The organism is Microcoleus vaginatus FACHB-2002 (assembly GCF_040004035.1).
GTDB classification, from domain to species: domain Bacteria; phylum Cyanobacteriota; class Cyanobacteriia; order Cyanobacteriales; family Microcoleaceae; genus Microcoleus; species Microcoleus vaginatus_C.
In genome coordinates this window covers 25,071-37,910 of the sequence record NZ_JAMPLN010000033.1, presented here as the reverse complement: position 1 = coordinate 37,910, position 12,840 = coordinate 25,071, and the positions used below count along the sequence as shown (strand labels likewise).

General features: G+C 46.5%; 12 protein-coding genes and 2 tRNA genes. 10 read left to right on the top strand and 4 right to left on the bottom strand.

What is annotated here, in order from left to right:
- The 8 genes from NDI35_RS23120 (at position 1) to NDI35_RS23085 (ending at position 6,386) form a co-directional block, all read left to right on the top strand.
- Entirely contained in the window at positions 1-2,997 is a 2,997-nt protein-coding gene (locus NDI35_RS23120) for an ATP-binding protein (RefSeq protein ID WP_445314761.1), read from the top strand.
- 34 nt (positions 2,998-3,031) lie between these two features.
- The gene (locus NDI35_RS23115; protein ID WP_445314760.1) at positions 3,032-3,169 is read left to right on the top strand and encodes a hypothetical protein; all 138 of its coding nucleotides are present in this window, start codon (positions 3,032-3,034) and stop codon (positions 3,167-3,169) included.
- A gap of 32 nt (positions 3,170-3,201) precedes the next feature.
- Positions 3,202-3,834, top strand: coding sequence for a bis(5'-nucleosyl)-tetraphosphatase (symmetrical) YqeK (gene yqeK / locus NDI35_RS23110; protein WP_445314759.1), 633 nt, complete (start codon positions 3,202-3,204; stop codon positions 3,832-3,834).
- 138 nt (positions 3,835-3,972) lie between these two features.
- On the top strand, positions 3,973-4,392 hold the full coding sequence (rsfS, locus tag NDI35_RS23105; RefSeq protein WP_445314758.1) for a ribosome silencing factor: 420 nt from the start codon (positions 3,973-3,975) through the stop codon (positions 4,390-4,392).
- 2 nt (positions 4,393-4,394) lie between these two features.
- The gene (locus NDI35_RS23100) at positions 4,395-4,904 is read left to right on the top strand and encodes a CGLD27 family protein (protein ID WP_445314757.1); all 510 of its coding nucleotides are present in this window, start codon (positions 4,395-4,397) and stop codon (positions 4,902-4,904) included.
- A 181-nt stretch (positions 4,905-5,085) separates the two neighbouring features.
- Positions 5,086-6,039, top strand: a complete 954-nt coding sequence (locus NDI35_RS23095; protein WP_445314756.1) for an asparaginase — start codon at positions 5,086-5,088, stop codon at positions 6,037-6,039.
- A gap of 119 nt (positions 6,040-6,158) precedes the next feature.
- Positions 6,159-6,235: transfer RNA gene (locus NDI35_RS23090), tRNA-Met, on the top strand.
- Positions 6,236-6,309: 74 nt separating this feature from the next.
- A tRNA-Met gene (locus NDI35_RS23085) sits at positions 6,310-6,386 on the top strand.
- A 307-nt stretch (positions 6,387-6,693) separates the two neighbouring features.
- Here the strand turns inward: NDI35_RS23085 and NDI35_RS23080 are convergent.
- The 3 genes from NDI35_RS23080 to NDI35_RS23070 form a co-directional block, all read right to left on the bottom strand.
- The gene (locus tag NDI35_RS23080; RefSeq protein ID WP_333374968.1) at positions 6,694-6,882 is read right to left on the bottom strand and encodes a DUF2949 domain-containing protein; all 189 of its coding nucleotides are present in this window, start codon (positions 6,880-6,882) and stop codon (positions 6,694-6,696) included.
- Positions 6,883-7,112: 230 nt separating this feature from the next.
- Positions 7,113-7,493, bottom strand: a complete 381-nt coding sequence (locus tag NDI35_RS23075; RefSeq protein WP_445314755.1) for a hypothetical protein — start codon at positions 7,491-7,493, stop codon at positions 7,113-7,115.
- Positions 7,494-7,939: 446 nt separating this feature from the next.
- Positions 7,940-8,134: a hypothetical protein gene (locus NDI35_RS23070; protein WP_333218769.1), complete on the bottom strand. Its 195-nt coding sequence runs from the start codon at positions 8,132-8,134 to the stop codon at positions 7,940-7,942.
- A 51-nt stretch (positions 8,135-8,185) separates the two neighbouring features.
- Here NDI35_RS23070 and NDI35_RS23065 point away from each other — a divergent pair, with 51 nt between their 5' ends.
- A complete protein-coding gene (locus NDI35_RS23065) occupies positions 8,186-11,074 on the top strand; it encodes a PAS domain S-box protein (RefSeq protein WP_445314754.1) in 2,889 nt (962 codons plus the stop codon).
- Between the two features lie 123 nt (positions 11,075-11,197).
- On the opposite strand, the gene NDI35_RS23060 is transcribed toward NDI35_RS23065, so the two are convergent.
- Entirely contained in the window at positions 11,198-11,788 is a 591-nt protein-coding gene (locus NDI35_RS23060) for a rhomboid family intramembrane serine protease (RefSeq protein ID WP_445314753.1), read from the bottom strand.
- A gap of 471 nt (positions 11,789-12,259) precedes the next feature.
- Between NDI35_RS23060 and NDI35_RS23055 the strand changes: the two genes are divergently transcribed.
- Complete coding sequence (locus NDI35_RS23055) at positions 12,260-12,637, top strand: Mo-dependent nitrogenase C-terminal domain-containing protein (RefSeq protein ID WP_333048531.1); 378 nt, start codon at positions 12,260-12,262, stop codon at positions 12,635-12,637.
- The last annotated feature ends 203 nt before the right edge of the window (positions 12,638-12,840 follow it).

Here is a 12,840-nt window from a genome sequence, read left to right as displayed (position 1 = left end):
ATGGCAACGATCAAACCTTGGTATAAAATTGAAGGACTTATCCCCCGCGAAGACTTGCGCGAAGGCAAACCTTTAGATGCTTCCGAATTTGCGGTACATCTCGACCAAGTGCGAGACAAACGAGCGCCCGCAGATTATCAAGAACCCGATCGCTTTTTCGATCGCACTTATCTTACCAAATATTTAACATACCTCGCCGCTCAGGTAGTCCGGCGACTCTCTGGTGAAACCACAGAAACCTCAGCTATATTTAATCTTTCTACGCAATTTGGCGGCGGCAAAACTCACGCATTAACTCTACTCTATCACTTAGCAAAACACGGCGCTGCTGCTAACAAATGGACGGGAGTCGATAAAATCTTAAACCAAGCAGCCATTTCCGCCATCCCCGAAGCCGCTGTAGCCGTATTTGTCGGCACTGAATTTGACTCGATCACCGGGCGCGGTGGCGATGATGGCACTCCTCTACGCAAAACACCTTGGGGTGAAATTGCCTATCAGTTGGGAGGGGAAGCGGCTTTTAATATTGTCGCCGAACACGAAGCACAATTTATTGAACCCAAAGGCGATGTAATCCGCAAGTTTTTGCCTAAAGATAAGCCCTGTTTGATTTTGTTAGATGAGATTATCAACTACGCCAGCACTTATCGCAACAAAGGCTATGGCGATCGGCTTTATAACTTCATTCAAGCACTTTCTGAAACTGCCAGAGGTGAAAAAAATGTGGTTTTAGTAGTATCTATTCCCGCCTCGGAGATGGAATATACTGCTGCTGACGAAGCCGACGAACAGCGCTTCAAGAAAGTGCTCGACAGATTGGGTAAGGCAATTATGATGTCCGCCGAAGCTGAGACATCAGAAATTATCCGCCGTCGCTTATTTGAATGGACTGCTAATGCTGTCACCCCTGAAGGTAAAATCATGCTTCCCAAGGATGCTGTTACTACCTGTAACGAGTATGCAGATTGGGTGATTGAACACAAGCAACAGTTGCCTAGTTTCCCGATTGAAAGTGCGCGGGAAGCCTTTGTCGCGAGTTATCCTTTTCACCCAACGGTGCTATCGGTATTCGAGCGTAAATGGCAGGCTTTGCCTCGCTTTCAACGAACCAGAGGTGTCCTCCGACTCTTAGCTTTGTGGGTGTCTATTGCCTACCAAGAAGGTTATAAAGGCAACCATCGCGATGCCCTAATTGGATTAGGAACTGCCCCCCTAGATGACCTATCATTTCGAGCCGCCGTATTCGATCAACTTGGAAACGATCGCCTAGAAGGGCCGGTGACAACAGATATTTGCGGCAAAAAAAACTCTCACGCCATTCGTCTTGATGCGGAAGCTACGGAAGATATTAAGAAATCACGACTGCATCGGAAAGTGACGACTGCGATCTTTTTTGAATCTAATGGTGGCTGCACTCGCACAGAAGCAACTGTCCCAGAAATTCGACTGGCTGTAGGTGAGCCAAATGTAGATATTGGCAATGTAGAAACGGTTTTGGAATCTTTAACTAGCGATTGCTATTACTTAACTGTCGGGCAAACTAAGTATCGATTTAGTCTCTATCCAAACCTCAACAAAATTCTAGCCGACCGCCGCGCTAACGTGCAAGGGCATCGCATTGATGAGCGAATTCTCAATGAGATTCAGAAGCTATTTGCCATTAATCAGGGAATTCAGGTTATATGTTTTCCCGAACAACCTAACAATCTTCCGAATCAAGCTGTGCTGACTTTAGCGGTGATGTCTCCCACCCATTCCAAACAGGATGAGAGTACCCTAAAGTTGGTGGAGTCAATGATTCGCGAGTCTGGTGCGTCAGCGAGAACGTTTAAGAGTGCGCTAATTTTTGCGATCGTCGATTCGGATGTTCAATTGCGCGAAGAAGCCCGCAAGATGCTATCCTGGGAAGACATTCGGGATGAGGAAACCAATTTAGATGACGTGCAGAAAAAGCAATTATCTGAAAACCTGAAAAAGGCTCAGCGCGATTTGATTGAAACCGTATGGCGCGCTTATAAATACGTCGCCTTGTTAGGAAAAGAGAATAAGTTACGGGTGGTAGATTTGGGTTTAGTTACGTCGAGTTCTGCCAAATCTATTGTAGACTTAATTATCAATCGGTTGCGTCTGGATGGGGATGTGGAAGAGACGGTGAGTCCTCGGTTTTTGGTTCGCAATTGGTCTGGTGCTTTCCAGGAGTGGAGTACCAAGGGTGTGCGGGATACCTTCTTTGCTTCACCTTCGTTTCCGCGACTTTTGAAAGGGGATGCGGTGAAAGAGGCGATCGCTCGTGGTGTCAAAGATGGTACTTTAGCATTAGTTGGCAAAGCATCAGGCGATCGATACGAACCGTTTGAGTTCAAAACCGATTTAGCAGCCAGCAAAATCGAAATTTCAGACGATTTGTTTATCATTAAATCAGAGGTAGCCGCCGCTTACCTGCAACGTATCACCGATCCCCCAAAGTTGAGCGCGTTGATAATTTCCCCCACCAAAGTGCAACTCGAACCGGGTAAAAAGCAAACTTTTATCGCACGGGGACGCGATCAATATGATAAAGAAATTGCTATGGGTGAAATACAGTGGACTACTACAGGCGGTAATATTGAACCCAATGGCCTACTCACGGGTGGAGAAAATGAGGGAAATTTCACTGTAACAGCAACAGTAGAAACAATCAGTGCTATTGCTGAATTTACCGTAAAATCTTCTAATGGTGGCATAGCGAAAGAAAATGCTACAATTTATCAATTAGCAGATAACAAAACCATCCCACATCCCCCTAAAGGATTGAGATGGATTAGTGAAATTAGTCCTCAAAAGTGGATGAATTTTTATACTAAAGTTCTGAGTAAATTTGCCAGTGACAAAAATGTTAAGCTCACAGTGAAAATAGAAGTTTCTATCGAAGGTGAGGTATCTCAGCAAAGGCGGGATGAGACTAAAATTGCACTACAAGAACTCGGATTGAATGATGAGGTGGATGTTCTAGAATGAAGTAAATTATTGACTAAGCTTTTAAGGGTGAACTGTGAAACTAGCTAGCAGAGAGAGGTGTGTTGATGCGATCGCCCCCTTCGCCCCCTTCGCGCCCTTCGCCCCTCCCCATCCCAGATGTCACCACACCCCTGCGTGCCCGACACCGCAGCCGATCGAAACAAAACGCTAAAATAGTAGCTCATACAATTTTGGAGTTAATATTTGACACTTGCACCCGCGCGCGAAAACGTCCTAGCTTGGCTCTGTGACCGCGTTCCTGCTGCCCGCATCAAACATATCCTCGGAGTCGAACAGGTAGCAGGTGACTTGGCTCGCCATTACGGCCTCGACGAAGCAAAAGCCCGATCGGCCGGTTTGTTGCACGATTTGGCAAAATACTTCAAACCTCAACTGCTGCTGCAAATGGCCCAGAAGGAAGGTTTAGAGTTAGACTCAGTGTTGGAAGCACACCCGCATTTGCTGCACGCAGACGCGAGCGCGATCGTCGCTAGAGACGAATTCGGGGTGGTTGATCGAGAAATTTTGGACGCCATCGCCAATCACACCCTTGGCAGACCAAACATGAGCCAGCTCAGTTGTACCGTTTTCATAGCAGATACCATAGAGCCAAGCCGCGGCAACACAGCCCAACTAGAAGCACTGCGCGAGGCAAGCTGGCAAAATCTTTATGCAGCCGTGTGGCAAACTAGCGATTATTCTCTGAAATATTTGCTAGAAACTCGCTGCTACATCCACCCCCGCACCGTACTTACCCGCAATTGGGCGCTGCTTATGGCTCGATCGCCGGAAACAGGAAATTCGACCCAGAAGTCGATCGAACAAATCACAAGTTGAAAGTAAAATTTATCAGCAATCCTGTCCTTACTTTTGGCTTCAACCTAACTTCTATTTCCCGTCTCAAACTGCCAACAATCGAAAGCGAATAGCGCACCGATTTCCCCTTACCCTATCAATTAGGAAATTAAACACTTAATGTCAGATCTAACCCAACTCGAATACTCCAGGGCTCAGTCTACAGCAACCGACGGCACCTCCTCAGACGAAGCCCGTGGCCTGATCATGACCGTTGCCCAAGCAGCCGATGAACGCAAAGCAGTAGATATTGTATTGCTCCGCGTGTCAGAAGTATGCTACTTGGCAGACTACTTTGCGATCATCACCGGATTTTCCAACGTGCAGGTACGAGCCATCTCCCAAGCAATAGCAGACCAAGTGGAAGAAGAGTGGCAACGCTTGCCACTGCGTACACAAGGCCTATCAGACGCTAGTTGGGTCGTCATGGACTACGGCGACGCGATCATTCACATTTTGAAGCCTCAAGAGCGGGAGTTCTACAATTTAGAAGCGTTCTGGGGACACGCCGAACGCATTGACTTTTCCCCCACGCCGTGAGGATGGCTAATGTGAAAAACGTTTCTGCTTCTATTTGTCCCGTTCCGCAAGAACAGCGACCGATCAATGAATACCAAGAACTTAAAGAATCCTGGTTTTTTAGCTGGGTAACACTCAATTGGCCCGGATACCTGGCAAAACTAGCTTGGGTGTGGGCTTGGAGTTGCTTGGTATCGGGGCCGATAGCTGCTTCTAGCTTTTCTCCAAACAAGTATCCAGCTCAGTTTGTCCTCAGCGGTGCCGCAGGTGCCAGTTTTATTCTAGGATTAGCTTTGCTGCGACTCTACTTGGGTTGGTTCTACGTGCGATCGCGCCTTTCAAATCCCACGGTCGTCTACGAAGAGTCTGGTTGGTACGATTGTCAATCTTGGCCTAAAACTCCCGAAGTTTTGCTTCAAGACCAGTTGATTGTCAACTACCAACTAGAACCAATTCTCAGGCGTCTGCGGCAGACATTTTATGGTTTGACAGTGTTGCTGGTTGCCGGGGGACTAACTTGGAGTTGTTTGTAATCGGGAATGGAAGGGAGTTTTGAGTTTTGAGATTGCCGCCCACAGCCAACAGGGCACACGGAGTGCATGAGTGAGAAACGATCGCAGAAAGATTAACTTTATAACTCTTAACTGGCAGCTCGCAACTCATAACTTCCACCGGCCCCAATCTAAAATCTAAAATCTAAAATCTAAAATTGATATGACAAGGGGAAAACGAACCCAAGCTCCCGAACTTGAAGTCACACTGCTGCGCGAAGGTATTGTGGAATCGAGGCACCGCGCCCAGGCCGCTGTCTGCGACAACCGCGGGCGCGTTCTGTCTGTTGCTGGTAACTCGGAAACGGCCTCATTTGTCCGTTCTTCACTCAAGCCTTTTCAAGCTTTGGCGGTGACGGGGACTGGCACTTTAGAACGCTACGAATTGACCGATCGAGATTTAGCGATTATTTGCAGTTCCCATCAAGGTACGATCGAGCAATCGCGCCAGGTATTTAACGTCCTGTGGCGCTGCGACATAGACCCCTCTAAACTTCAATGCCCCATTCCCGAAGGCAAAAAGAGCGCCCTGCAATACAATTGCTCCGGCAAACACGCCGGAATGCTGGCTGTCTGCCAGCAACTGCACTGGCCTCTGGACACTTATTTACGCCGCAAACATCCTGTCCAGCAGCTTATTTTGGGCAAAGTGGCTGACTTGCTGGCAATGCCTGCCGAAGAGTTTATCAGCGCTCGCGACGACTGCGGCGCTCCTACCTATCTGTTGCAGTTGGGGCAAATGGCGTCTTTGTACGCTCAGTTAGCCTCCGGCAACAATGTGGATATGGAACGGATTGTCCGCGCTATGACTCATCACCCGATGATGGTTGCTGGTGAGGGCAAATTTGACACGGAACTGATGCGCTTGACTCAAGGGGAATTGGTGAGCAAGTCCGGCGCCGAAGGGGTGCAGTGCATTGGCCGCGTTGGCGAAGGCATGGGCTTGGCAATTAAGGTGACGGATGGGGGAAAGCGCGCTCAATTTGCTGTGGCGATTCACTTGCTCAAGCAGTTGGGGTGGATTACTCCGACAATTGCCGAAACTCTTTCGGAAACTTACCTGACTCTCAGCGAGTTCAAGCGCTTGGAGGTGATCGGGGAAGTTTCGATGCTTTAGTACGATCGAGACTCTGAGGCGATTTCAGCAACCCCTCCCACAATCTAAAAAGTTTTTTTGATTGTGGGGTTGCTATTTTCGGAAAGATATGTTTATATTAGTAAAGAGACAAAAAGCGACGCGGGATAGAGCAGCCTGGTAGCTCGTCGGGCTCATAACCCGAAGGTCAGTGGTTCAAATCCACTTCCCGCCACCAAATTCAAGCGAACCCTGTAATCTTTAAGGTTTCAGGGTTTTGTTTTTGGAAACCACTACAGAAAGACAAAGCGACGCGGGATAGAGCAGCCTGGTAGCTCGTCGGGCTCATAACCCGAAGGTCAGTGGTTCAAATCCACTTCCCGCCACCAAATTCGATAAGACAAGCCCCGGCAGCCTAAAAGTTGCTGGGGTTTGTTTTATAGCTTCTATTTGATGCCGAGTGCGATCGCCTCTTCGACAGATTGAAAGCAGTTTATTTTAGGCGGCAACAAAAATGAGGACACAGCAGTGCTGTGCCCCTACTGTATATTTGTATTTTTCTAATTGGGACAAAATAAGACCCACCCTCAACCTAAACACTCAACCCTATACTTTTCGACGACCGTTTGTGCAAGCTTTATTTGTTAAAAAATTACAATCCAATATCCATATTTTTTAACTCAGGATTTTAAATTGCTAAGTCGGCTGAGCTTCCATCCAATCAAAAATCAGATTTAATTGTTCCAGTGTGACTAACCCGTACTGCCACAGAACCATCGGCAGTTCGCTGGCATCTTGTTCACCGTGTCGGAGAGCAACGGCGATCGCCGAATTCGATATCGCCAACTCCCCCCGCAAATAATCGATCAGTTGAGCCTTTCCCATCACCTTCACCGCCAGTATTATGCGCTATTGTAAAGATATGTAGCTAATTGGTCTGTATCGGAAGTTTAATTGGTCTAATTTTAGGTTCACAATAGAGAACCTTGTGTGATCGAAACCGCACAAAACTTGTGATAAAACTATGATAAAAAAGCGATCGCAGTCACAATAACTCCGAGAATCAAAAATTGGGTTCCGCGATCGCTTGCTTTAAATGAATTCATTTAAAATTCCTAAAGTCCTAGCTGAAGCTGAACTCCCGCTTCTGTACCGCTGTCGGTTTGTTTAGGAGGTAAAGGATTTCCTTGACGCTGGGCGTCCGAAGGAGTAGTAATAAATTCCAATGGGCCATCGATTTTGAGGCGAAAGGTGTCGCCCAAGCTGCTTTCCCTTCTAGCAGAATTAGCTGCCGTTTCTGGTTCACCAATCAAGTTTTGGTAGTCCGAGTCTAAGGTTCTGTCCTCCACAGTCCTCAACGAGTCCCCAGATAAAGTCGTTTCCGAATATTGGGGCGCTGGTTGCAGTCTTTGTTGGGCGAGAACCGCCGGGGTCAAACCGATAAAAATTGAGCTCAGTCCGAGAGCAGTGCCAAGAGTAGCAATAACTGCGTTCATCATCCATGCCTCCGCTAGTTGCATCCTACTATGCGCTTATTGTACCGAGCCAGAATTAAGTTGCACTCTATCAAAAGTAGCTGCTTGTGGAGATATCAATGGCAGTTGCTGTGAAAACTTATAATTTTCGATCGCGCTATCGGAAAAATATAACTAACCCAGCAACCCGGTTGAAACCCCAGAATACGTCATTTCAGGAATGAGTCAACCAAAAACTCGATTTGTTTGATTAGGGCGCGTCAGGAGTGGAAAAATAGTTAGTGGTGGATGCACGGGTGGCTATTCACCAATTGGTTTTTTCACGACAATAGTTACTTACAGCCCGCCAAAAGGCTAAAAAAACCCGGTTTCAGAAACCAGTTTAAAAAAAGAATGCAACAGCAGGCAACTTCTAAACCCTTACAGAATCCGTTTTTCCCAATTATTCAATACTTTAATCTCAAAATCTATAATAGTATGAGTGTGTAGAGTGCATTCAGGATTGATACTGCATTCATCTCGATCGCCAATGTTCCCAAAGCTCGCGATCGCGCTAAGATGGCGGTGGCAGTCGTTAAAAATTCAGTTGCCAGCGGCAGATTCCGAGTTATTAACAGCACTTTGCCTACTAAAACCATCTCAACTTCAAAACCTGCGCTCATCAAGTTGTACTTGACCGGAATGTTGTGGGTTCATAATAGTTCTGCTTTACCATGCCAATCAAATATCTGACAGACCCGATTTTAAAAATGTCGGGCAAAGTGCCAATTCGCATCGTCCTTGTTGTGCCTTTTGCCCTCCAGACTTTCGCTGCGGTAGGGTTGACGGGGTGGCTGTCCTTGCGGAACGGGCGCATAGCCGTCAACCATGTTGCCGCACAACTGCGGACAGAAGTCACATCGCGTATTCAGCAACATATTAATAGTTATATTGAAACGCCACACCAAATCAATCAGCTCAATCTCGATGCCATCCGTCTCGGCATTGTGAACGAGGAGGATAGTGATAGTTTGCGACGCTACTTCTACAAACAAATCAAAATTTTTGATAAAATTAGCTACATTCAATTCGCATCCGAAGAAAAAGATTTTATTGGAGTTGAACGCCTCGACGACGGCAAGTTGCAAGTTCAGATTTCTAATCAATCTACTGGCTATAATTTGCATAGCTATGCGCTGTCCGAGTTCGAGGAACCAACCAAGCTATTAAAAACTACTCTCAACTACGACCCCCGCGTCCGACCTTGGTACATAGCTCCGGTGCGCGCAGGCAAACCGACTTGGAGTAAAATTTATAATTATTTTGACGCTCCCAAACTAGCGATTACGGCTGGTCAACCAGTTTATGGCGAGGATGGTAAACTGATTGGCATCCTGGGTACTGACTTGGCACTTTCCAAGCTCAATCAATTCTTGGAAACTCTAAAAATTGGCAAATCAGGACAGACTTTTATTGTAGAAAGGTCTGGGCAATTGGTGGCAAATTCTACTCAGGAACCGCCATTTATTGTTAGCAATGGTGTTGCGAAACGGATTGTGGCAACGAGCAGCAAGAATGTTCTAATTCGATCGACCGCCCGCTATTTGACAGAACGCTTCGGGGATTTGCACAAAATTGACAGATCACGCCAGTTGGATTTTACGATCGACGGTCAACGGCAATTTCTACAGGTGACGCCGCTTTTAGACAGCAGGGGCCTCGACTGGTTGATTGTGGTGACGGTTCCTGAAGCCGATTTTATGGAAAGGATTAATGCCAACACTCGGTATACTGTGGTGATGTGTCTGGGTGCTTTGGTGCTGGCAACGGGGATTGGCGCTCTGACTTCTAGGTGGATTGTTGTACCGATTCGGCGTCTGAGCAAGGCTGCGGAGGCTTTGTCCCGGGGAGAATGGGACGGGATGGCGGTAGAGCCCGGCTTGATGGCATCTGTAGATCGGGAGGATGAGGTGGGTGTCCTGGCTCGCTCTTTTAATATGATGGCAGATCAATTGGAAGAGTCGTTTACTACTCTCGAAGATCGGGTGGAATCTGCGATCGCCGACAAAAATCAATTAATTATTTCTCTGAAAAACTCGCAGCAAAAACTGGCTCTTCATCTTCACCAAACTCCTTTGGGAGCGATTGAATGGGATCTAAACTTTGAAGTAGCGGAATGGAATTTGTCAGCGGAAAGAATTTTTGGATACAACCGCTTGGAAGCTATGGGACGCCACGGAGTCGATCTCATAGTTCCTGAAAGTGCTAAGGAGTATGTCAGGCAACTATCTATAACTTTGCTCACTAATACAGGAGGAGTTACCAGCCTTAACGAGAACATCAGAAAGGACGGCAAAATAATTCTGTGCGAGTGGTACAATACGACTTTGGTTGATGCTGACGGCAGCATCATTGGGGTGGCATCGCTGATTCAGGATGTGACTGAATTTCACAGTGCTGTGGAGAAGTTGCGGGCCAGCGAGGAGCGGTTTCGCCAGTTGGCAGAAAATATTCATGAGGTATTTTGGATTAGAGAACCCAATCAAAAGCAGCTAATTTATGTGAGCCCTGCTTGCGAGAAAATATGGAATTTGAGCTGTCACAGTTTGCAGTCAGAACCGGAGGCTTTTTGGGATGCTATTCACCCGGAGGATCTCGATCGCGTCAAGGCTGCTTTTGAGAAACAGGTGCGGGGCGACTATGATGAGGAGTATCGGGTAGTGCGATCTGACTGTTCAGTTTGCTGGGTGCGCGATCGGGCTTTTCCAGTCCGCAGTCAAACCGGAGAAATTTACCGCATCGTCGGTATTGCCGAAGATATTACCCAGCGCAAATTAGCAGAAGAATTCCAAAAAGTCGCTCAAACCGCTCAAGCTGCAAACCAAGCCAAAAGCGCCTTTTTAGCTAATATGAGCCACGAATTGCGAACTCCCCTCAACGCGATTATTGGTTACAGCGATATGCTCAAAGAAGACGCCGAGGATTTAGGCTGCGAAGATTTTATCCCCGACTTGCAAAAAATTCAAACAGCGGGCAAACACTTGCTATCTTTAATTAGCGACATTCTAGATATTTCTAAGATTGAAGCGGGTCGGATGGAACTTTACTTAGAAACTTTCAACCCGGTTAATTTAATTGACGAGGTAGTTTCTACTGTCAAACCCTTGGTAGATAAAAATTTTAATAAGTTTGAAGTTGATTGTGCTGACGACTTGGGAATGATGTATGCTGACATTACCAAAACTCGTCAAATATTGCTCAACCTGCTGAGCAATGCAGCCAAATTTACGGAAGGTGGCACTATTACCCTCTGTATTGAAAGAGTTAAACATGACAGCTTAACCACTCAAGAAATAGCAGAACCTTCCGACTCAATAATTTTTCGCGTAGCGGATACGGGCATTGGGATTCCCCCCGAACAATTGCAGCATTTATTTCAAGCATTTATGCAGGGCGACGCATCAACTACGCGCAAGTATGGCGGCACGGGTTTGGGATTGACTATTAGTCGTCACTTTTGCGTGATGATGGGTGGCGATATGCAGGTTGAAAGCGAGTTAGGTTGCGGTTCGGTTTTTACTGTGTGCTTGCCAGCCCGCGTTGAGTTATTAGTCAGCAGTTAGGCATACTTTCGTGGACGCGAGTCTTACACAAGAAACCAGGTTTATTGACAAAAAACCTACGCTTTCAGATAAGTTCGGGGCAATAAACTAAGGTGATGATACCATGCACGATAATTCCTAATCCTAGTTAATTCGCCGTTTCTGCCGCCCCAAAAGTTGAGCTGTTAATACCCCGCCCACGAAGCCAAAGAAATGGCCTTGCCAGGAAACTCCCGGCTGCGAGGGCAAAACTCCCCAAATTAAACTGCCGTAGAAGAAACCGACAATTAAAGATACCAAAATAGATGTAAAGCTGCGTTCAAAATAGCCCCGCAGCAGCAAGAAGCCGAAGTAACCAAAGATTAATCCGCTAGCACCAATGTGAACGGAATTAGGCGCGCCAGTCAGCCAAACTCCGAATCCGCTGACTAGCACAGTGACGGCACTCACGATAAAAAAGTCGCTAATTTCTCGCAGCATGATCAACCAACCCAATGTCACTAAAGGGAGGGTATTGGTGGCTAAGTGAGCAAAATTGTCGTGCAGAAAAGGCATAAACAAGATGCCTTCAAGTCCGTCGATGCTGCGGGGGCGGACTCCGTAGACATTCAGCCTGCCTCCGAACAGGAAGGCATCGACAATTTCGATAATCCAGAGGAGGGAGACGAAGCCACCGAGAATGGCGGCGTGGCTTTGCAATTCGCGGGTGATAGCTTTGGTTTCTGGGTTGCTCATGGGTGGTGAGGGCGGTGATACCGATTATTTCTCATTGTAGAAGTTTCTGAGCGATCGCGAGCAAAGATTGTTGGGGCGAGGCTTCAGGGTTTTTTACAGCAGAGCTTATTTAGAAATATGATAAGTTTTATTAAAAGTTCCGCATTTTCACGTATAGGATAATTCACCTCAATGCGTCACAATTGTAATTGAACTACAAAAGGAGAGTCAACCGAAGGTTGAAGCTAGAACGGAGAAGACAGAATTTTTACCCTATCAATCAATTGTTGGGCTTGAAATGAGGACACTTTTTCGATCGCACACCCGGTCTAAAAAAAAATCAGGAACTACTTTTCTCGCCCTAAGTCATTAATTTAAGAAGTTCAATCCGGTAAAGCAAAACGAGATGCTGTAGATACTGATTGTAGATAATATCGCACAAGCTCTACAGAGAGTTCTTGGCACCTCGTTATAAAAGAGGAAGAGAGCAAAATGAACGTATTTGAGCATACAGTCTCCTACCGAACTCTGCCAAATTGGGTAGGATTTGGCAAACAAGAAACAGCCGTTAATGTCGCTACAAATTCTCAACCTTACGGTCAAAAGCCACACTTTGACCCCTTGCATCCGCTAAAACAATGGCTTGATAACACTGCAATTAAAAGTCAAAAGTTGGCTCGGTTGCTGTGTAAGTTTATTCCCAGCCAGTGTCCGTTTGAGCGAGAAGTCAAAATTGGCGATCGCACCTTATTATCCATTCCGCCGCTGTGCAAGTTAAATCCGCTTTACGAGCAAGTGGTTGGGCTGCGCTTTCGAGCTTTGTGTTATTTGGCTGACGAATGCGGCGAAGATGTAACTCCTTATTGTTAATTCTGCAAAAACTTAAATTTTTCACTGTCTTTTCACCCTCCCTTCTCCTTGTTGGGGAGGGTTTTTGTTTTGTGTCGGCTTTCAAGGATCAAAAGTGCGGTCAATTTCTTGATCGTCTAGTAAATCAGCTTTAAATCCATTCTTTTTTTATTGATATTTACCTCAAGGGTAGTTGTTTGGAACGTTTTCTTGGTTCGCCTCTT